The sequence below is a fragment of the Bradyrhizobium sp. 197 genome (genome assembly GCF_023073375.1).
Classification (GTDB): domain Bacteria; phylum Pseudomonadota; class Alphaproteobacteria; order Rhizobiales; family Xanthobacteraceae; genus Bradyrhizobium.
Window position 1 is genome coordinate 194,671 of the sequence record NZ_JADPJJ010000100.1, and the last position, 18,653, is coordinate 213,323.

19 protein-coding genes and 2 tRNA genes are annotated in these 18,653 nt (G+C 64.3%); 16 read left to right on the forward strand and 5 right to left on the reverse strand.

All coding sequences use genetic code 11. The features are described 5' to 3' along the window. The first annotated feature begins 4 nt into the window (after positions 1 to 4). The 3 genes from IVB27_RS24135 to IVB27_RS24145 all read left to right on the forward strand — a co-directional run bounded on the left by IVB27_RS24135 (position 5) and on the right by IVB27_RS24145 (position 1,519). Entirely contained in the window at positions 5 to 739 is a 735-nt protein-coding gene (locus IVB27_RS24135; RefSeq protein ID WP_247445679.1) for a tRNA-uridine aminocarboxypropyltransferase, read from the forward strand. Between the two features lie 195 nt (positions 740 to 934). After that, positions 935 to 1,228: a hypothetical protein gene (locus IVB27_RS24140; RefSeq protein ID WP_247445680.1), complete on the forward strand. Its 294-nt coding sequence runs from the start codon at positions 935 to 937 to the stop codon at positions 1,226 to 1,228. A gap of 217 nt (positions 1,229 to 1,445) precedes the next feature. Next, positions 1,446 to 1,519 (forward strand) — tRNA-Cys (locus IVB27_RS24145). Here the strand turns inward: IVB27_RS24145 and IVB27_RS24150 are convergent. Continuing rightward, positions 1,488 to 1,640, reverse strand: coding sequence for a hypothetical protein (locus tag IVB27_RS24150; protein ID WP_247445681.1), 153 nt, complete (start codon positions 1,638 to 1,640; stop codon positions 1,488 to 1,490). The genes IVB27_RS24145 and IVB27_RS24150 overlap by 32 nt on opposite strands. A 237-nt stretch (positions 1,641 to 1,877) precedes the next feature. Next, complete coding sequence (locus IVB27_RS24155) at positions 1,878 to 2,072, reverse strand: hypothetical protein (RefSeq protein ID WP_247445682.1); 195 nt, start codon at positions 2,070 to 2,072, stop codon at positions 1,878 to 1,880. Between the two features lie 339 nt (positions 2,073 to 2,411). On the opposite strand from IVB27_RS24155, the gene IVB27_RS24160 reads away from it, so the two are divergent. The 8 genes from IVB27_RS24160 to IVB27_RS24195 all read left to right on the forward strand — a co-directional run bounded on the left by IVB27_RS24160 (position 2,412) and on the right by IVB27_RS24195 (position 10,632). Continuing rightward, positions 2,412 to 2,591 (forward strand): hypothetical protein, encoded by a 180-nt coding sequence (locus tag IVB27_RS24160; RefSeq protein WP_247445683.1) that lies wholly within the window; start codon positions 2,412 to 2,414, stop codon positions 2,589 to 2,591. A 569-nt stretch (positions 2,592 to 3,160) separates the two neighbouring features. Continuing rightward, positions 3,161 to 3,529 (forward strand): hypothetical protein, encoded by a 369-nt coding sequence (locus tag IVB27_RS24165; RefSeq protein ID WP_247445684.1) that lies wholly within the window; start codon positions 3,161 to 3,163, stop codon positions 3,527 to 3,529. 133 nt (positions 3,530 to 3,662) lie between these two features. Then, positions 3,663 to 3,737, forward strand: a tRNA-Asn gene (locus IVB27_RS24170). Between the two features lie 211 nt (positions 3,738 to 3,948). Further along, on the forward strand, positions 3,949 to 4,128 hold the full coding sequence (locus IVB27_RS24175) for a hypothetical protein (RefSeq protein ID WP_247353419.1): 180 nt from the start codon (positions 3,949 to 3,951) through the stop codon (positions 4,126 to 4,128). Positions 4,129 to 4,263: 135 nt separating this feature from the next. Next, positions 4,264 to 4,926, forward strand: coding sequence for a protein-L-isoaspartate O-methyltransferase family protein (locus tag IVB27_RS24180; protein WP_247445685.1), 663 nt, complete (start codon positions 4,264 to 4,266; stop codon positions 4,924 to 4,926). Between the two features lie 214 nt (positions 4,927 to 5,140). Continuing rightward, the gene (locus IVB27_RS24185) at positions 5,141 to 6,526 is read left to right on the forward strand and encodes a TolC family outer membrane protein (RefSeq protein ID WP_247353416.1); all 1,386 of its coding nucleotides are present in this window, start codon (positions 5,141 to 5,143) and stop codon (positions 6,524 to 6,526) included. 305 nt (positions 6,527 to 6,831) lie between these two features. Further along, positions 6,832 to 7,614 (forward strand): PopZ family protein, encoded by a 783-nt coding sequence (locus tag IVB27_RS24190; protein WP_247445686.1) that lies wholly within the window; start codon positions 6,832 to 6,834, stop codon positions 7,612 to 7,614. 141 nt (positions 7,615 to 7,755) lie between these two features. Continuing rightward, positions 7,756 to 10,632, forward strand: coding sequence for a valine--tRNA ligase (locus IVB27_RS24195; protein ID WP_247445687.1), 2,877 nt, complete (start codon positions 7,756 to 7,758; stop codon positions 10,630 to 10,632). 2 nt (positions 10,633 to 10,634) lie between these two features. On the opposite strand, the gene IVB27_RS24200 is transcribed toward IVB27_RS24195, so the two are convergent. After that, positions 10,635 to 11,237 (reverse strand): DNA-3-methyladenine glycosylase, encoded by a 603-nt coding sequence (locus IVB27_RS24200; protein ID WP_247353410.1) that lies wholly within the window; start codon positions 11,235 to 11,237, stop codon positions 10,635 to 10,637. Positions 11,238 to 11,367: 130 nt separating this feature from the next. Here IVB27_RS24200 and lipA point away from each other — a divergent pair, with 130 nt between their 5' ends. The 3 genes from lipA to IVB27_RS24215 all read left to right on the forward strand — a co-directional run bounded on the left by lipA (position 11,368) and on the right by IVB27_RS24215 (position 14,394). After that, positions 11,368 to 12,324: a lipoyl synthase gene (gene lipA / locus IVB27_RS24205; protein WP_247353408.1), complete on the forward strand. Its 957-nt coding sequence runs from the start codon at positions 11,368 to 11,370 to the stop codon at positions 12,322 to 12,324. A gap of 6 nt (positions 12,325 to 12,330) precedes the next feature. Next, complete coding sequence (locus IVB27_RS24210; RefSeq protein ID WP_247353406.1) at positions 12,331 to 12,801, forward strand: type II toxin-antitoxin system RatA family toxin; 471 nt, start codon at positions 12,331 to 12,333, stop codon at positions 12,799 to 12,801. An 813-nt stretch (positions 12,802 to 13,614) separates the two neighbouring features. After that, positions 13,615 to 14,394 carry a mechanosensitive ion channel family protein gene (locus IVB27_RS24215; RefSeq protein ID WP_247445688.1) on the forward strand — a complete coding sequence of 260 codons (780 nt, stop codon included), beginning with the start codon at positions 13,615 to 13,617 and terminating at the stop codon, positions 14,392 to 14,394. A gap of 6 nt (positions 14,395 to 14,400) precedes the next feature. On the opposite strand, the gene IVB27_RS24220 is transcribed toward IVB27_RS24215, so the two are convergent. Together IVB27_RS24220 and IVB27_RS24225 are read right to left on the reverse strand one after the other, a co-directional pair. Then, positions 14,401 to 15,009, reverse strand: a complete 609-nt coding sequence (locus tag IVB27_RS24220; protein WP_247353402.1) for a CinA family protein — start codon at positions 15,007 to 15,009, stop codon at positions 14,401 to 14,403. Between the two features lie 4 nt (positions 15,010 to 15,013). Further along, positions 15,014 to 16,195 (reverse strand): bifunctional 2-C-methyl-D-erythritol 4-phosphate cytidylyltransferase/2-C-methyl-D-erythritol 2,4-cyclodiphosphate synthase, encoded by a 1,182-nt coding sequence (locus IVB27_RS24225; protein WP_247445689.1) that lies wholly within the window; start codon positions 16,193 to 16,195, stop codon positions 15,014 to 15,016. A gap of 281 nt (positions 16,196 to 16,476) precedes the next feature. Here IVB27_RS24225 and dusB point away from each other — a divergent pair, with 281 nt between their 5' ends. Both dusB and IVB27_RS24235 read left to right on the forward strand, forming a co-directional pair. Continuing rightward, positions 16,477 to 17,478 carry a tRNA dihydrouridine synthase DusB gene (gene dusB, locus IVB27_RS24230; protein ID WP_247445690.1) on the forward strand — a complete coding sequence of 334 codons (1,002 nt, stop codon included), beginning with the start codon at positions 16,477 to 16,479 and terminating at the stop codon, positions 17,476 to 17,478. Beyond that, positions 17,475 to 18,650, forward strand: coding sequence for a two-component system sensor histidine kinase NtrB (locus IVB27_RS24235; RefSeq protein WP_247445691.1), 1,176 nt, complete (start codon positions 17,475 to 17,477; stop codon positions 18,648 to 18,650). Before dusB ends, IVB27_RS24235 begins: the two co-directional genes overlap by 4 nt. Positions 18,651 to 18,653: the final 3 nt, after the last annotated feature.

The following is an 18,653-nucleotide window of genomic DNA, read 5'->3' on the forward strand; positions in this document are numbered from 1 at the left end:
GGCCATGTCGAACCTCACCGCCGCCACGCCGGCCGATCCGATCCCTGAATGCCCGCACTGCCAGAAGCCGATGCCGCTGTGCATCTGCGACAGCGTCACGCCGCTTAAGAACCGCCTTGGGCTCCTGATCCTGCAGCATCCGCAGGAGCAGGACAGGGCACTCGGAACCGCCCGGCTGCTTGCGAAGCATTTCGCCGATGCCACCTTGCGCGTCGGCCTGTCCTGGCCGAGCCTGTCCAAGGCGCTGGGGCAACCGATCGAGAACGCCTCGCACTGGGCCGTGCTCTATCTCGGGTCGGCGCACGCCGCCGATCTCGGGGCCGAGGGCGAAATCCTGGCGCTCAACCGCAAGGGCGAGGTCGCGGACAACCAGCGAGCGCTCCTCGGCAAGCTCGAAGGCGTGGTGCTGCTGGACGGCACCTGGAGCCAAGCCAAGGCACTGTGGTGGCGCAACCCCTGGATGCTGAAATGCCAGCGTGTCATCCTTAATCCGGCCGCCCCCTCGCGCTACGGGCGCCTGCGCAAGGAGCCGCGGAAGGACGGACTGTCGACCATCGAGGCCGCCGCGACGATCTTCTCCGGTCTGGAGAAGCGCCCCGACATCGCCGAGACGCTCAATGCCAGTTTTGAACGGATGTTAACACGCTACCGCGAGGTCCAGACCGAGATGCCCGAATTGGCGCCAAAGCCGGTGGCCAAGGACCGGCGGCGCGGTGTCCGGCGAGGCAAGCGAGCCTGACTTCGGCCTGGATCATTCGTACGGTCGATTGCCCCGCGAGGGACGGACGGATAGAGACGATCGGCCAGCAGGAGACCTGCTATCCTGTCGCACCATCGGAACGCCGGAAGCGGAAGGGGCCGTCGAATTCAGCTTGCAGCGAAGGAGATTCTTGGCCACGCGGCGCGGTTCGATCGTTGGGGCACGCTCGCCCTGATGGACATTTCGCTGCGCTATCGACGCACCGTGATCGGCCCGCTCTGGATCACGCTGACGCTCGCGGCGACCATTGCCAGCGTCGGTACGGTCTATGCGGCACTGTTCAAGCAGGACGTCACGAGCTTTCTGCCGCCCTTCGCCGTCGGCCTGATCGTCTGGACCCTGATTGCGACGACGCTTCAGGAAGGCTCAAACATTTTCGTGGCGTCGGGCCGTCTGATCAAGGCGGTGCCGGCACCGATCTGCTTGAAGATGCGGCCGATCGTGAGCTCGTCCCAGATTACGTCGTAGTCGTCCGGTGCGGTTTCGCCGCCAATGACGTTCCGGCGCATGGAGAGATCGTCGGTCATCGCCCTGCCAAATCACGCCGCCGCAGGCTGCGCAAGAACGAAGCGCGCACATGCATTTCAGAACTGCTGCGGAATTGGCATTTCAGAACTGTGCTCCAAGGCGGCCCGACGGCAGTTGCCTAACCCGTTGATCTCAGGTAACGATCCGCCCTCGTTGGGGCCACGTGGCGGAGTGGTTACGCGCCGGTCTGCAAAACCGTTTACTCGGGTTCGAGTCCCGACGTGGCCTCCATCACAACCTCTTGATATTTCAGCAAATATTCGATTGCGTCGCGGGCGCCATTGGTCGCGCGCAGGCGCTGCCGCTGGCCGCGGACACCGGGTTTGCCCGGGGCCTGGCGGAAATCCGCCATTCAGCCCCGCTGGCATAGTCTTCGCATCAGCGAGGTGATGCATTTCCCGGGCTCGCCTCATTCGCGAGGCCCGCGCGATCTACGACAGCATCTTTCCGTCGGCCGCAGCCGACCGGACGCCGCAGGACAACGGGGACCACGTCAAGACCTAATCGCGGCCGCACCGGGTTGTCGGCGTAGGGACCATAGCAAAACGCCCGCTAAGCGCGGGCGCATCCGTTCACGGTGAAGATGGCCTCAGCAGGCCGCGTACCAGCCCTCGGGAAAGGGCAGGAGAGGCCAGGCGCCCTCGTTATCGTTGGCGGCCTTGGGCGTTGCGGCGTATGTCCACGAGCGGGGCACGAAATTCTCCTCCGACGCGAACGCCGGATCTTCATGGACCATGGCGTCCTGGACGGAATCCAGCAGCAAGTTGAATTCGGCTTCGCTCATCACACCCTCCGGACCGCGGATGGCGCACTGTCGCAAAGACGGTTTGTTTCCCGATTGAGCCGATCGTTCGCATTTTAACGATCCGGCGATCAGGTCCCGATTGGTTAGCGATTCATGAAAATCCCCGCGCGAACCTTAGGTTCCTGCCGAGCGCCGTCAGTGTGAAGGAGATCACATCCGCGGCGGTTTAATTCTCCTACCCCTGCGCAACCGGCCAATTCAGGCCGGGGCGGGCAGGGCAGAACGGGAGATTGGTCATGAAGGCGAGGTTCTTGCGGTTTGCGGGCGTGAAAAGCCGAGCGCATCGCGCCTCGACGCTCGGCCTGTTCCTGACTCTGTTTGCCTCTGCGGCGCACGCCCAGGGAACACAGGAGCAACGGCGGGGCCTGCACGCCCGACGTCTACCGGCTCTGCGCCGGCGAGATCCCCAACGTCCGCGCCATCACAGCCTGCCTGCGCCGCAACCGCGCCAGCCTGAGCGAAGCATGCCGCACCGTGTTCGGCCAGGCCGGCGGCTGAGCGGCCTGTGGGTTTGTGCGCAGCAAGTGGCTCGCGCGCGCTCACGAATCCAGCATAGTCGGCCTGTGGATATGCTGCGGATAGGCTGTGGAGCAACGGCGTGCCGCAGATGCCGCGCGTAGATGCGTCTGCAGCTCGTCATATCTTTGTCAAACGATCTCACCGGATAATTCGCCGATCGTGCAGATCGCTGCCGCCGTCAAGATTATTTGGTTCTCCCGAATTCGGAATTGCATGTCTCGCCATCCCGTGCGGGATGCGTAGCCCAGAGGGGCATATCGCGATCGTCACGAGCAACGGCGCCGCAGTGCCGGCGCCCACGCCGGAGAAAACAAACTCCGCCGATCTATGAATGCCGGTTCATTGCTGCGGAGAATTCGAATCGATAAGAACTGGCTCGTTGCGTGTCTCGCGTCGCGTAACGAGCCGGAGCGCGGATCGATAGATCGCGTCTGAACCTTTCGATTGCGCCTCGGACCAATCCCTCAAGGCAACGCCATTGGTTGCCGCGGCGCCTGCGCCGATCGACGTCAGGCGCCGGAGCCCTGTTTCGATCGGGGGAATTTTATATGAAGTATTTTCTGTCTGCACTGATCGCGATCGGTCTATCGATTGCCGCCGCGCCGTCATTCGCGGCTGACGCCCGTAACGTCACCGTCGTCAACGAGACCGGCTATGCCATTAAATTCCTGGGCTTCAACGCCCCGGACGATGGCATGGACGAATGGGACAACGAGCTCGACAAGGTTTTGCAGAACCAGGCGAGCACCTACGTCGAGTTCGACGATGACGACGATGGTTGTGTCTGGAACGTCCGCGTCGACTGGCAGAACTATGACGAGACCGTGCTCTGGAAGAACGTCAACCTCTGCAAGTTCACCGCGCTTCGGCTGCGCTACGATTCCGGCACCAAGACCACCTCGTTCGTTGCCGAGTAACTTGACCTGACATGGCCCGAGGAGGGGCCGCGTGCCCTTCCTCGCCGCAATGCGCAAGATAGCGAATTCGTCCTTTGCAAGCGCAAGCGGCTTTGTTATACGCAGCCGCGCGCGAACGACGAGTTCGCCCTTTTCCTCGGTAGCTCAGCGGTAGAGCATCCGACTGTTAATCGGATGGTCGCAGGTTCGAATCCTGCCCGGGGAGCCATTCCATCGCAAATTCAGTGGGTTATGTCCGCGCCTTCGCGCGATTCGTGATCGCGTTGCGACGATCTCTGAACACCATTTCCTCGATCTCCGCGCGGAATCACGTTCAATCAGATGTGTGCAATGGCACGGACGCGCCATCAGGGCGGCGCCAAATCGACTCAATTGGAACCGAGCTTCGCCAGTGCCGGATTTTTACGGAGCTGATTCCCATGCCAGACATCCAGGTCGACCGTTACCAAATGGCTCCCTCGATTCTGCCGGCGGACATCCCTGAACTCAGCGACGATGAATGCCTCGCCTGCCTGGCGCGTGCGGTCGAGACACACGATTCGGCGCGGCTGGACGAAGTCGCCGCATTGATCGGCCGGCTCGCGGTCACGATCGAATAAGCCTCGCGTTCGACGTTGCGAGTTGCGGAAGGCCCCGGTCTGCGGGGCCAACGGCCATGTTGCGTTTTTGCCGGGCATGTTCCAAAGATGCCGCAACTTTCGTCCGCGGCATCGTCCGCCTTGCAGGGTCCGCAAATGTCCGGTTTCTCCACCGCGCGCCTAAAAATGGTCGATGGCCAGGTGCGCACCAGTGATGTCACCGACCGTCGTGTTCTCGACGCCATGCTCATGATTCCGCGCGAGGCCTTCGTGCCGGTGGCCCGGCAGGCATTGTCCTATCTCGACCTCGATCTCGACGTCAGCGAGGGCGGCGCCAAGCGCTTCCTGATCAAGCCGCAGCTAACCGGCAAGCTGCTCCAGGCCGCCGAGATCGGCGAGGGTGACAACGTTCTGGTCGTCGGTTGCGCCACGGGCTACCTCGCCGCGCTGGCCGCCAAGCTCGCCCGCCAGGTCACCGCGACGGAATGCGATTCGGCCTTGGCCGCGAAAGCCAAGGACACATTCGCCGCCCTCGGGCTTACCAACGTCGCCTGCAAGGCTGCGGCCTGCAGCGAGGGCGATGCCGCTGCTGCTCCCTATGATGTTATCGTCCTCAACGGCGCCACCGAGGTGGCGCCGGCAGGGCTGCTCGGGCAGCTCAAGGAGGGGGGGCGACTGCTGGGGGTCTCTGCCGAATCCAGGCCGCCGCGCGCCATGATCGTGACCCATACCCACGGGGAATTTGGCCATCGGGCGCTGTTCGATGCCGCTGCCCCGGTCCTTCCGGGGCTGGAACGGGCCGCCGCCTTCGTCTTCTGACGGCCGTTTGGAGGCTTTGGCCTGTTAAAATCCCGTTCTGAATCAGAAGTGTGGCCGGGATGCTGCACGTGAAGAGTTTCCACCGGGAACCACCCTCAGGTAGTTCCGTCGCGCTTGACCGCGTCCTATGTTGCGACGGGGCAACGACTCCACTCGTAGACGGTAACCACGCTCGCGGGCACGAGCTTGGCGTTAGAATGAACGGAATTTTTGGATGCATGGGGTGAAGCTCTTCACCGGAGCTGCGATTTCGGTCCTGTTGCTCGCGCTTGCCGGGCCGGCGCCCGCCTTGGCGGATACGATCGAGGCTGCGCTGGTGCGCGCCTATCAGAACAATCCGCAGCTGAACGCACAGCGCGCCCAGGCGCGCTCGACCGACGAGAACGTGCCGCAGGCGCTGTCAGGTTACCGTCCCAAGGTCAATGTGACCCTCGGCACCGGATATCAATATCAGGAAATCCAACAGTTGCAGAGGGTGCCGCCGATCAATGGCGTCCTTCAGCCCAACAGCGCCAGCCTGACCGTCAACCAGACGCTCTACAACGGCAATCAGACTGCCAACAGGACGCGCGCGGCGGAGAGCCAGGTCTCGGGGTCCCGCGAGGCGTTGCGTGTGCTCGAGCAGACGGTCCTGCTGCAGGCCGCCACGAGCTACATGGACTTCCTGCGTGACTCGGCAACTCTCGAGGTTCAGCGCAGCAACGTTCGCGTGCTCGAACAGACGCTCAAGCAGACGCGCGATCGCTTCAATGTCGGCGAGGTGACGCGCACCGACGTGGCGCAATCCGAAGCGCAGCTGGCCGCCGGCAGGACCCAAGCCCTGACTGCCGAATCGAATCTCACGACGACGCGCGCGAATTTCCGCCGGATCATCGGAAACGATCCGACGAACCTTGCCCCGGGCTCGCCGGTCGATCGCTTCCTGCCCGCGAGCATCGCCTCCGCGGTCAATCTCAGCCTGGTGGAGAACCCCAGCGTCACGGCTGCGATGTACGGCATCGACGTCAACTATCTCCAGGTCAAGATCAACGAGGGTGCGCTGCTGCCGACGGTCACGGTCCAGGCTGGTGTCAGTACGGCGTACCAGCAGACACTGTCGGTTTTTCGAACGAATACCGCGTCCGCCATTGCGACCGCTTCCATCCCGATCTATCAGGGCGGCGCGGAATATTCGCTGATCCGACAATCGAAAGAGAACCTGGCGCAGCAGCGCCTGAATCTCGAAACCACCCGCGATCAAACCCGCGCCAACGTTGTGCAGGCCTGGGGTCAGTTGGAAGCGGGCAAGGCGCAGGTGCAATCCGCGCAGGCGCAGGTCACGGCCTCCGAGATCGCGCTGAACGGTGTGCGCGAGGAAGCCAAGGCCGGCCAGCGCACCACGCTCGACGTGCTCAACGCACAGCAGGCGCTTGTGAACGCGCGCGTTGCGCTCGTCACTGCCCAGCATGACCGCGTGGTGGCGTCCTATTCGGTGCTCAACGCGGTCGGTCGTCTCGCGCCTCAGGTGCTTGGCCTTGCGACCACGGTCTACGATCCCAGCGTGCACTACCAGCAGGTTCGCGATAGCTGGGCCGGCGTGCGTACGCCTGACGGACGCTAAAGTCCCGTAGTCATCCGGTCGGCCTCGCAAACAGTCGAGGCCGACCGGTGCTTTGCTTGCAATCATCAAAACCCCTGACATAGCCTTGCCAAGACGATGCGGGTCGATTCGCTCCGCACCTGATGTCGCGTGCGTAAAGCTTGAGTGCCAAGGGCAGGGGCGCACCGCTGCACGTTGAGCCGTGAACTGGGGACAAGTCGGGCTGCCGCGTCGAAAACGGCGGGTCACCCATCCGGAACCGGCCAATCCTGTCGTGCTTGGTGTAAAACAACGCATGCGAGGGCGTTGATGATGTGGAGTCGGAGATGACGCAGCCTGCAAAGGTCACAGAACCCTCGATGGAGGAGATTCTGGCCTCGATCCGGCGCATCATTGCCGACGATGAGGCCAAGCCGCCGCCGGCTGACGCCGCCAAGCCCGAGAAAGCTGCCGCCCCCGCCGCGCCGCCGAAGCCGCAGGCGATCAGCGACATTCCGCCGTCCAAGGTCGCGCCGGCCAAACCGGCGGCCGAGAAGCCCGTACCGCCTCCGGCCGCAAAGCCGGCACCGGCCCCCCCCCCCGCCGCCGCCGCGGCGGATGCATCCAACAATCAGGACGATATCGACGCGCTGCTGGCGGGCCTCGACACGGCCACGGCTGCGCCAGAAATCCGCGCTCCCGAGCCGGAGCCCGAACCTGAGCCCGACGTGCTGGAATTGACCGACGATATGGCGATGGCGATGGCGATGGAGCCGACGCCGCCTCCGCCGCCGCCGAGCTTCCGCAAGGTCGAGCCGCGCGACGACCTCGAATTCGCCGAATCGCCGCCGCCGCGTCCAACGCCGGCCTCCTATGCGCCCGTGGACTACGATGCGCCGCCAGTGCCGCCCCAACAGCCGATCCTGGCCCAATCGACGGTCTCGGCAGTCGAGTCCGCCTTCAATTCCCTGGCCCACACAGTGCTCAGCAGCAATGCGCGAACGCTGGAGGACCTGGTCAAGGAGATGCTGCGTCCGATGCTGAAGTCCTGGCTCGACGACAATTTGCCCGGTCTCGTAGAACGCATCGTGAAGGCCGAAATCGAGCGGGTATCGCGCGGCGGCAGGTAGATCGGGCCGCAGGACCCTCGTAAAGCCCTGCTTGTGCGTCATATTCGGTCTCCCGACCGCACCGGAAAGCCCTGTTGCCGCCTGGCTTTCCTTTGAGCTTTCCGTTGACTTGGACCCCGCGCGCGGCTTTCTAGCAGCCCCATGATCGAAAAAAATTACCAACCCGCCGATATCGAAGCCCGCATGTCCGTCGTGTGGGAGGACAGCCTTGCCTTCAAGGCCGGCCGCCCCGACCGCCGCGACGCCGTGCCCTTTACCATCGTGATCCCGCCGCCGAACGTGACGGGCTCGCTGCACATGGGCCACGCCCTCAACAACACGCTCCAGGACATCCTGTGCCGCTTCGAGCGCATGCGCGGCCGTGACGTGCTGTGGCAGCCCGGCACCGATCATGCCGGCATCGCCACCCAGATGGTGGTCGAACGGCAGCTGATAGAGCGCCAGCAGCCCAGCCGCCGCGAGATCGGCCGCGAGAAGTTTCTGGAGCGGGTCTGGCAGTGGAAGGCCGAGAGCGGCGACACCATCATCAACCAGCTCAAGCGGCTCGGCGCCTCCTGCGACTGGTCGCGCGAACGCTTCACCATGGACGAGGGCCTGTCCAAGGCCGTGGTCAAGGTGTTCGTCGAGCTGCACCGCGATGGCCTGATCTACAAGGACAAGCGGCTGGTGAACTGGGACACCAAGCTGCTCACCGCGATCTCCGATCTCGAAGTGCAGCAGACCGAGGTCAAGGGCAGCCTCTGGTACCTGCGCTATCCGATCGAGGGCAAGATTTTCAGCCCCGAAGATCCCTCGAGCTTCATCGTCGTTGCCACCACGCGCCCGGAGACCATGCTGGGCGACACCGGCGTGGCCGTGCATCCCGACGACGAGCGCTATCAGAAGCTCGTCGGCAAGCACATCGTCCTGCCGCTGGTCGGCCGCAAGGTGCAGATTGTAGCCGATGACTATTCCGATCCGGAGAAGGGCTCGGGCGCGGTCAAGGTGACGCCGGCGCATGACTTCAACGATTTTGAAGTCGGCAATCGACACGGTCTGCGCCGCATCAGCGTGCTCGACAAGGAAGGCTGCCTCGATCTCCTCGACAACGAGGATTATCTGCGCGACCTGCCGGAAGGCGCCGCGCATTTCGCCGAAGAGTTTCACAAGGTCGATCGCTTCGCTGCGCGCAAGCGCATCGTCGAGCGGCTGGACTCGTTCGGCTTCGTCGAGCGGATCGAGCCGCACACCAACATGGTGCCGCATGGCGATCGCTCCGGCACCGTGATCGAGCCGTACTTGACCGACCAATGGTACGTCGACGCCAAGACACTCGCAAAACCCGCGATGGCGGCGGTGCGTTCGGGCGAAACCACCTTCGTGCCGAAGAACTGGGAAAAGACCTATTTCGAATGGATGGAGAACATCCAGCCCTGGTGCATCTCGCGCCAGTTGTGGTGGGGCCATCAGATCCCGGCCTGGTACGGCCCTGACGGCAAGGTGTTTGTCGCCGAGACCGAGGAAGAGGCCGTCAGCCACGCGCTGGGCTATTACGTCGAGCAGGAAGTCATCACGGTCGAGCAGGGCCGCGAGATGGCGCTCGACCGCAACAAGCGGGACGGCTTCATCACGCGCGACGAGGACGTGCTCGACACCTGGTTCTCCTCGGCGCTGTGGCCGTTCTCGACGCTCGGCTGGCCCGAAGACGCGCCGGAAGTACAGCGCTACTATCCCACCAACGTGCTGGTGACCGGCTTCGACATCATCTTCTTCTGGGTCGCCCGCATGATGATGATGGGCCTGCACTTCATGAAGGAGGTGCCGTTCTCGACGATCTACATCCACGCCCTCGTCCGCGATGAGAAGGGCGCCAAGATGTCGAAGTCGAAGGGCAACGTCATCGATCCGCTCAATTTGATCGACGAATATGGCGCGGACGCGCTTCGCTTCACGCTGGCCGCGATGGCCGCGCAGGGACGCGACATCAAGCTCGCCACCAGCCGTGTCGAGGGCTACCGCAATTTCGCGACAAAGCTCTGGAATGCGTCCCGCTTCGCGGAGATGAACCACTGCGCCGTGCCCGAGGGTTTCGAACCGGCGAAGGTCAAGGAGACGCTGAACCGCTGGATCGCGCATGAGAGCGCGCACACCACGCGCGAGGTGACCGAGGCGATCGAGGCCTATCGCTTCAACGATGCCGCAGGCAGCATCTACCGCTTCGTCTGGAACGTCTATTGCGACTGGTATGTCGAGCTCGCAAAACCCGTGCTGCTCGGTCCCGACAGCCCTGCCAAGGCCGAGACCCGCGCCATGGTGGCATGGGCGCGCGACGAGATCCTGAAACTGCTGCACCCCTTCATGCCCTTCATCACCGAGGAGTTGTGGGAGGTGACGGCCAAGCGCGACGGTCTGCTCGCGCTGGCACCATGGCCGCTGAAGCCGTCCGCGCCGACGCCGGAGCAGCTTGCGATGCTTGCGGCAACGACGGGGCCGACCGATGCGCTCGTCTCTCCGGCCTGGGTGCTGCCGATCTTCGACCATGCCGACTTCACCGATCCCGCGGCCGAGGCCGAGATCGGCTGGGTGATCGACCTCGTCACCCAGATCCGTTCGGTGCGCGCCGAGATGAACATCGCGCCGGCGACTCTGACGGCACTGGTGCTCGCAGGCGCCTCGACCGAGACGAAGGATCGCGCGCCTCGCTGGAGCGACGTCATCAAGCGCATGGCGCGGCTGTCCGACATCTCCTTCGCCGACCACGCGCCCGACGGCGCGGTTCAGCTGCTGGTGCGCGGCGAGGTGGCCGCGCTGCCGCTCAAGGGCGTGATCGACGTCGCCGCCGAGCGTACGCGCCTCGACAAGGAGATCGCGAAAGCCGACGCCGACATCAAGCGCGCCGAGTCCAAGCTGGCCAACGAGAAGTTCGTCGCCAACGCGGCCGAGGAAGTCGTCGAGGAAGAGCGCGAGAAGCGTGAGGCCGCGCTCGCTCGCAGGGCCAAGCTGCTGGAGGCGCTGGAGCGGCTGAAGCTGGCCTCGTAGCCCTATTTCGGGAACGGCTTGCTCAGAAACTTCGATCCCCTGACGCCATAGCGCCAGGGCAGCTCGACGGCCTTGGTGATGCCGATCCGGATTCCGGCCACCACCTCCAAATCCTCCGTCCGCGCATGCAACGCGATCGGGGGACGGTCCAGCGGCAGGGCGTTGTGCGCGATGGTGATGCCGAGCGCTTCGGTCAGCTTGCCCGGGCCCGAGCACAGCGCGTGCACATCGACCGCATGGCGGCGGCGGCGCATCGTCGCCAAGCCGTGCGTGGGCTCCAGCGCGCGGATCAGCACGGCAGCGGCCGAGCCTTCGTCCTCGCAGACGAAGTTCACGCACCAATGGATGCCGTAGGAGCGGTAGACATAGGCAAAACCGGGCGGGCCGAACATCACCTGGTTCCGCGGCGTCGGTCCGCTGTAGGAATGCGCCGCCGGCTCGGTATGATGATAGGCCTCGACCTCGATGATGATCCCGCCGACGCCGTCGACCAGCATGGTCGCACCGATCAGGTCGTGCGCGACCTCGCGGACGTTGCGGCCGAAGAAGGCGCGCTTCAGCGGCTTGCCGAGCCGAGGTGTAGAGGCTTTTGAGGTTGGAGCCATTCGAGGTGAGAATCGCCTGAGAACAGAGCAGGATAATGCCCATATCTGCCATGTTCCCTGAAGCAGGGCGAGCCGGGTTGCGATGCCCGGCGAGACCGACTAGGTAGGACCTGAACAGACCGGACACCCCATGGTCGTTATTGTCGATACCATCTCGAACCCGCTGCGCCCGCGTCACCCCGAAAAGGTGAACCGGCCCGATTCCGCTTCGCCGCCGAAGCCGGACTGGATCCGCGTGCGCGCGCCCAATACCCGTGGCTATGCCGACACCCGCAACATCGTACGCGCCAACGGCCTGCATACGGTGTGCGAGGAAGCGGGCTGCCCGAATATCGGCGAGTGCTGGGACAAGAAGCACGCGACCTTCATGATCATGGGTGACACCTGCACCCGCGCGTGCGCCTTCTGCAACGTCAAGACCGGCATGCCGAACGCGCTCGACGCGACCGAGCCGCAGAACGTCGGCGAGGCCGTGGCCAAGCTCGGCCTTGCCCATGTCGTCATCACCTCCGTCGACCGCGACGATCTCACTGATGGCGGCGCCGAGCATTTTGCCCAGACCATCCGCGCGATCCGCGCCGCGTGCCCCTCGACCACGATCGAGATCCTGACGCCCGATTTCCTGCGCAAGGAGGGGGCGCTGGAGGTCGTCGTCGCGGCGAAGCCCGATGTGTTCAACCACAATCTCGAGACCGTGCCGTCGTGCTATCTCACGGTACGGCCCGGCGCGCGCTATTTCCATTCGATCCGGCTGCTGCAGCGGGTCAAGGAGCTCGATCCCACCATCTTCACCAAGTCCGGCATCATGGTCGGCCTCGGGGAAGAGCGCCACGAGGTGCAGCAGGTGATGGACGATCTGCGTTCCGCCGACGTCGATTTCCTGACCATCGGGCAATATCTCCAGCCGACCCGCAAGCATCACGCCGTGATGCGCTACGTGCCGCCGGACGAGTTTTCGTCCTACGAGAAGGTCGCCTACACCAAGGGCTTCCTGATGGTTTCGGCGAGCCCGCTCACCCGTTCGTCGCATCATGCCGGCGAGGATTTTACAAAACTGAAGGCCGCGCGGGCAGCAAGCGCCCGCTGAACCGCCATGCCCAAATTTTCGAGCAAGCGCCGTGTCGATCACAGCGCGTCCGAGATGTTTGATCTGGTCGCCGACGTCGAGCGCTACCCGGAATTCGTGCCGCTGTGCAGCGCGCTGAAGGTCCGTCAGCGCATGGCGAAACCCGACGGCACCGAGGTGCTGGTCGCCGACATGACGGTGTCGTTCAAGCTGGTCAAGGAGACCTTCACCAGCCGCGTGACGCTCGACCGCGCCAATTTGAAGATCCTGGTCGAATATCTGCAAGGTCCTTTCAGCAATCTGGAAAACCGCTGGACGTTCGAGCCCAAAGGTGAGGGCGTCTGCGATGTCGGTTTCTTCCTCGCCTACGAATTCAGGAGCCGCATGCTGGCGCTGCTGATGGGCTCGATGTTCGACGCCGCGTTCGCGCGGTTCTCCCTCGCGTTCGAGAAGCGTGCGGACGCGATCTACGGACGGCGGAAGCTGGCATCGTCGTAGCTCCGCCGCCAAGATGGCAGGGAGCGATGACGTTTGGTGGCGGATGCAGATTTGCGATCCCGATCGGTTTCGACAAAATCTGCGTGCATTTTGACAAGCAAACACAGGTTTGCAGTCTCGCGACGTTTCTCGCCCGAGGTTTGCTTTTTGCCGTGGCCCTCAGGTATCGGAGGGCACAGGGAAGACCGGGTGCCGGCTGGCACCCACGGTCCACTGTGCGAACGTGGCTACACGAATCTGCACAGCGGCATACAGGTGAAGCCAAACAACCGGCCTTCCCTGCGCAGTGGTTTTACGGCTTATGCCGAGCTCTCCCCGGGGAGCGATGCACTATTGCCCCCGTCGCCTTGCGGATGGCTGATGCGCGTGCCCGGTCGGGCAACCCACATCACCACAAGACTTGACGCGCAGACCCCGGGCGTCAGGACGACACGGTTTTGCCGTACGCAGACCGCACCGGTCGTGTGCGCGACGCCCTCGCTCACGGTTTCCCGCCCAGGAGGCCCTACGCGCCGATGCTGCCTGCGTCCACCACAACTCATCCCGCGTTCGTGACGATCGCGATACGCCCCTCTGACAGGGATGAGGTGGCGGGACGATGCGACAAATCAGAATTTCTGTAAAGACGAATATTTTGAGGTGAGCCGATTGACCCGCTGTTTGTGTGTTTTGCCCGTCGGGCAACACAACGGGATCGTGGCCCGGGGATTGCGCTTCGCTCCGTCCGCGCTAAGGGATTTGTGTTCCCTCTGCGGCAAGGGGATCATTTCGCGCCGCCACGAGTTCTCTTCGGATTGCCCCGGGTGAGAGCTCATGACCATCAATTTCGACACGCTGAAAGCATCGCTGGTTCTGTACGGGCTGAATGCGATCTACGCGATCCTGCTGCTCGCTGTGGGCTGGTATCTGTCCGGCGCGATGCAGCGCTTCGTCACGCGCGCCCTCAACGTTGCGCATCGGGTCGATCCGCTCGTGACCTTGTTCGTCTCGAGCGTCACGCGCTACGGCGTGCTGGCTGTGGTCGGCATCGCCGTGCTTCAGCTGTTCGGCATCCAGACCGCGAGCCTCGTTGCCGTATTGGGCGCGACATCACTCGCCATTGGTCTCGCGTTACAGGGCACGCTCTCCAATCTCGCCGCCGGCGTGATGCTGCTGTTGTTCCGGCCCTTCCACATCGGTGATGACGTCGAGGTCGCCGGCAAGGCTGGAAAGGTGAAGTCGCTGTCGCTGTTCATGACGGAACTGGTTGCGCCTGACAACACGCAGATCCTGTTGCCGAACGGGCAGGTGTGGGGCGCAGCCATCGTCAACCACAGCGCCTATCCCGGCACCGGCGAGGTCAAGGTGGCGTTTCCGGTCCCGGCAGGCGCCGCCAATGCGCTAGCGGACCGGATCCTGAAGGAGTTGCGCAACGACTCCCGCATCGACGATCAGGCAGAGCCTGCCGTCCGCGTCTCCAAGGTCGTCGACGTCGCCAATCCGGCAGCGCCGATCCTGGAATTGACGGTCAGCGCAAGAGCGAAGCCGTCCGAGGCCGATGCGGTCAAGCAGTGCGTGCTCGACCATGCGAGTGCGCTGCTCGCGGCTGCGTGAGGGGTCTCACCCCCGCGGCGACCGCGGAGTCCTGCGCTTCGCGGCGTGCCGGCGCGGCGAGCGTGTCACGCGGGGTCGCAGGCGGGTTACCGCGGCTTCGCGGCGCGGCTTGGCTTGAACTGGGCCGCGGGCGAGGTCCATCAGCATGCGCAGCGCCTCGACCACCGAGCGCTGGCGCACTGCGGTGCGGCCTATCGCACCGAAGCGATGCTCGCGGTGGACAATACGGCCGTCGCGCGCGGCGACGGCGAAATGGACGAGGCCGACCGGCTTGCCGGGCGTGGCGCCGCCGGGGCCGGCAATGCCGGTGATGGCCACCGCGAGATCGACGTCGGCGCGTTCCAGCGCACCGACTGCCATTGCGGTCGCGGTCTCCTTGCTGACGGCGCCGAAATTGGTGAGCGTACTCGCCTCGACCCCCAGCATCGCGCGCTTGGCGTCGTTGGAATAGGTGACGAAGCCGCGATCGATGACGTCGGACGAGCCGGGGATATCGGTCAGTGCGCCGGCGACCAAGCCGCCGGTGCAGGACTCGGCCGTCGCGATCGTCAGCTTGCGCATCCGGCATAGATCGAGCAGCGAGCGGGAGAGGGCGCGTGCGTCGCTGCTGCCCATGACCTTACACGCTCCAGGGCAGGCGGATGGTGGCGCTCGCGGTGGCCGCGATGCCTTCTTCGCGGCCGGTAAAGCCGAGCCGCTCGCTGGTGGTCGCCTTCACCGCGACGCGCGAGATGTCGACGCCGGAAATTTCGGAGATACGCGCGCGCATGGTGTCGCGCAACGGGCCGATCTTCGGCCGCTCGCAGATCATCGTGACCTCGAGATTGGCGATGCGGCCGCCGCGCTGGGTAAGGCGCTCGATAGCGTATTTCAGAAACTGGTCGGAGGAGGCGCCCTTCCACTTTGCGTCGCTGGGCGGAAAGTGCGAGCCGATGTCGCCGTCGGCGAGCGCGCCGAGGATGGCGTCGACCAGCGCATGCAGGCCGACATCACCGTCGGAATGGGCGAGGAAGCCTCTGGTGTGCGGCACGCGCACGCCGCAAATCATGAGATGGTCGCCGTCACCGAAAGCGTGCACGTCGTAGCCCGTGCCGGTCCTGATGTCGCCGAGCAGGCTGGCCAGCCGCGCTTCCTCGCGCACGAAATCCTCGGGGGTAGTGAGCTTCATATTGGCAACATCGCCTTCAAAGGTTGCGACCGTCAATCCCGCCCATTCGGCAATCGCGGCATCGTCGGTGAAATCGCTGCGCCCGTCCTTGGCCGCGCGACGATGCGCCTCGAGGATGCCGTCAAAACGAAAGGACTGCGGCGTCTGCGCAATTCGCAACCGCGCGCGGTCCGGCGTGTCCTCGACATTGCCGTTCTCGCCGGTGACCTTGATGGTATCCGTGACGGGAACAACGGGGATCGCAGCGCCAGTGCGGCTGGCCGCATCGATCGCGCGCGAGATCACGCCTTCCGAGACGAAGGGCCGCGCGGCGTCGTGGATCAGGACGATGTCCGGCTTGTGCTTGGCGAGCGCTTCGAGACCGGCGAGCACCGAGGCCTGCCGCGTGGCCCCGCCATTCGTCGGCGCCTCGTGCTTTAACCCTGCGACCGCCGCGATGAAGATGGCGCTGTCGTCGAGGTTCACCACCGGCTGCACCGCAAACACGTCCGCGTGGCGGCTGAAGGCTTCCATGGCGCGATAGATCACGGGCACACCGCCGATCTCGCGATATTGCTTGGGACCACCGGCGCCCGCGCGCAGGCCGCGTCCGGCCGCGACGAGAACGACTGCGGTGCGCTGTGATTTCGCCATAGGACTCAAATACTCAGTTGGTGATCACGAGAGTCGGGGAGAGGGGAGATGCCGCATGCCTCTAGCACGGCAGGCCCGCAAAAAAAGGGGTTTCCCCGGATTGTGGGATTCAGCATTTTGCTGCACTGCACTTGAAAGTTCTGCAGAACTGTCTAAACTGTAGGCATGACGCTTGACTGCACAAGAATTGTGCGCAAGATGGGTCATGGCAGGCGCGATGAGGCCCCTGCCAACGGAACGGAACTCCTGTGACCGGCTCAGCAGTATCAGACTCTAAGCTGTTGAAAATAGGCGATATTGAAGTCGCCACCCCGGTCTTCCTGGCACCGATGTCGGGGGTGACTGACTCGCCCGTCCGCCGGCTCGCCGCCGAGCTGGGAGCCGGTTTGGTCGTGTCCGAAATGACCGCCAGCGATGAGCTCGCCAACGGCCATCGGATGTCCCGGTTGCGCTGCGAAGCCACCGGGATCGGTCCGCACGTGGTCCAGCTCGCCGGTTGCGAGACGCATTGGATGGCGGAGGGCGCCCGGATTGCCGAAGCCGAAGGCGCCGACATCATCGACATCAACATGGGCTGTCCGGCCCGCCACGTCACCGGCGGCCAGTCCGGCTCGGCCCTGATGCGCGACCTCGACCATGCCGTCAGCCTGATCGAGGCGACGATCGCGGCGGTGAAGGTGCCGGTGACGCTGAAGATGCGGCTCGGCTGGGACGACCGCACCCGCAACGCGCCGGAACTGGCGCGGCGGGCGCAGGCATCAGGCATCAAGCTGGTCACCGTGCACGGCCGCACCCGCTGCCAGTTCTACAAGGGCGAGGCCGATTGGGACGCGATCCGCGCCGTGCGCGATGCCATCTCCATTCCGCTCGTCGTCAATGGCGACATCACCACTTTCGAGAAGGCGCTCGCGGCGCTCGAAGCCTCCGGCGCCGACGCCGTGATGATCGGCCGCGGCGCGCAGGGCCAGCCCTGGCTGCCCGGTGAGATCGGCCGACGCCTGAAAGGCGGGGCGGCGGAAGCCACGCCGTCGCTCGAGACGCAGCTGCATTATGTCCGCACGCTCTATGAAGGCGTCTGCGCGCTCTATGGGCTGCGCGTTGGTCTGCGGCACGCGCGAAAACATCTCGGCTGGGCGCTCGACGTCGCGGCCGATGTGAGCCGTGCGCCGGCCGAGAAGCTGAAATCCTGGCGCCAGAAGATCCTCACCTCGGAGGATCCCCGGCTCGTCCATCAGTCACTGCAAGATGCCTTCGACGACTTCGCATGGAGCGCTGCTGCATGAGCTCAGCTGCTGAACATCGTCGGCCTGTTCCGTCCGACAACGACGCGATTTTGGATGCCTTGCCCAATCCCGTGCTCATGATCGGGCCGGACGGCAAGATCGTTGCCGCCAACATCGCAACGGAAGCCTTCTTCGATATCTCGACGCAGTTTCTGAAGCGGCAGTCGCTGAAAGAGCTGGTGCCGTTTGGCAGTCCCTTGCTGGCGCTGATCGATCAGGTGCGCTCGTCGAACGCGGCGGTCAACGAATACAAGGTCGATCTGGGCACGCCGCGCATGGGCGGAGACCGCCAGGTCGATCTGCACGTTGCTCCGCTCACGGAACGGCCCGGCCATATCGTGGTGATGCTGCAAGAGCGCTCCATCGCCGACAAGATGGACCGCCAGCTCACCCATCGCAGCGCCGCGCGCTCGGTGATCGCGCTCGCCGCGATGCTGGCGCACGAGATCAAGAACCCGCTCTCGGGCATCCGCGGCGCCGCGCAGCTTCTTGAGCAGCAGGCCTCTTCCGAAGACCGCATGCTGACGCGGCTGATCTGCGACGAGGCCGACCGCATCGTGACGCTGGTCGATCGCATGGAGGTGTTCGGCGATGAACGTCCCGTGGTGCGCGGTCCCGTCAACATCCATTCGGTGCTCGATCACGTCAAACGGCTGGCGCAATCCGGCTTTGCCCGCAACATCCGCTTCGTCGAGGATTACGATCCGTCGCTGCCGCCGGTGCTGGCGAACCAGGACCAGCTCATCCAGGTGTTCCTCAACCTCGTCAAGAACGCCGCCGAAGCGCTGATCGACGTTCCCGACGGCGAGATCCAGCTCACCACCGCGTTCCGCCCCGGCGTGCGCCTGTCAGTCCCCGGTCAAAAATCCCGTGTATCCCTGCCGCTGGAATTTTGCGTGAAGGACAACGGGCCAGGCGTGCCGGACGATCTCCTGACCAACCTGTTCGATCCCTTCGTGACCACCAAGCAGACCGGCTCGGGCCTCGGCCTCGCGCTGGTCGCAAAGATCATCGGCGATCACGGGGGCATCATCGAATGCGAATCTCAGCCGCGCAAGACCACGTTCCGCGTGCTGATGCCGATATATTCCACATCGGTGAAACATGCCGATCACAGCAGTCGCGACGGCTCTGCCGGGAAGTCGTCGTCTGCATCTCAGGGGGCAAAATGAGGA

Excerpts from the sequence above, each read along its gene's own strand:
- IVB27_RS24215 (WP_247445688.1), top strand. The coding sequence starts at position 13,615 with ATGACCATCAATTTCGACACGCTGAAAGCATCGCTGGTTCTGTACGGG.
- IVB27_RS24190 (WP_247445686.1), top strand. The coding sequence starts at position 6,832 with ATGACGCAGCCTGCAAAGGTCACAGAACCCTCGATGGAGGAGATTCTG.
- lipA (WP_247353408.1), top strand. The coding sequence starts at position 11,368 with ATGGTCGTTATTGTCGATACCATCTCGAACCCGCTGCGCCCGCGTCAC.
- IVB27_RS24135 (WP_247445679.1), top strand. The coding sequence starts at position 5 with ATGTCGAACCTCACCGCCGCCACGCCGGCCGATCCGATCCCTGAATGC.
- IVB27_RS24185 (WP_247353416.1), top strand. The coding sequence starts at position 5,141 with ATGCATGGGGTGAAGCTCTTCACCGGAGCTGCGATTTCGGTCCTGTTG.
- IVB27_RS24155 (WP_247445682.1), bottom strand. The coding sequence starts at position 2,072 with ATGAGCGAAGCCGAATTCAACTTGCTGCTGGATTCCGTCCAGGACGCC.
- IVB27_RS24175 (WP_247353419.1), top strand. The coding sequence starts at position 3,949 with ATGCCAGACATCCAGGTCGACCGTTACCAAATGGCTCCCTCGATTCTG.
- IVB27_RS24225 (WP_247445689.1), bottom strand. The coding sequence starts at position 16,195 with ATGGCGAAATCACAGCGCACCGCAGTCGTTCTCGTCGCGGCCGGACGC.
- IVB27_RS24180 (WP_247445685.1), top strand. The coding sequence starts at position 4,264 with ATGTCCGGTTTCTCCACCGCGCGCCTAAAAATGGTCGATGGCCAGGTG.
- IVB27_RS24210 (WP_247353406.1), top strand. The coding sequence starts at position 12,331 with ATGCCCAAATTTTCGAGCAAGCGCCGTGTCGATCACAGCGCGTCCGAG.
- IVB27_RS24220 (WP_247353402.1), bottom strand. The coding sequence starts at position 15,009 with ATGGGCAGCAGCGACGCACGCGCCCTCTCCCGCTCGCTGCTCGATCTA.
- IVB27_RS24200 (WP_247353410.1), bottom strand. The coding sequence starts at position 11,237 with ATGGCTCCAACCTCAAAAGCCTCTACACCTCGGCTCGGCAAGCCGCTG.
- IVB27_RS24140 (WP_247445680.1), top strand. The coding sequence starts at position 935 with ATGGACATTTCGCTGCGCTATCGACGCACCGTGATCGGCCCGCTCTGG.
- IVB27_RS24150 (WP_247445681.1), bottom strand. The coding sequence starts at position 1,640 with ATGGCGGATTTCCGCCAGGCCCCGGGCAAACCCGGTGTCCGCGGCCAG.
- IVB27_RS24165 (WP_247445684.1), top strand. The coding sequence starts at position 3,161 with ATGAAGTATTTTCTGTCTGCACTGATCGCGATCGGTCTATCGATTGCC.
- IVB27_RS24235 (WP_247445691.1), top strand. The coding sequence starts at position 17,475 with ATGAGCTCAGCTGCTGAACATCGTCGGCCTGTTCCGTCCGACAACGAC.
- IVB27_RS24195 (WP_247445687.1), top strand. The coding sequence starts at position 7,756 with ATGATCGAAAAAAATTACCAACCCGCCGATATCGAAGCCCGCATGTCC.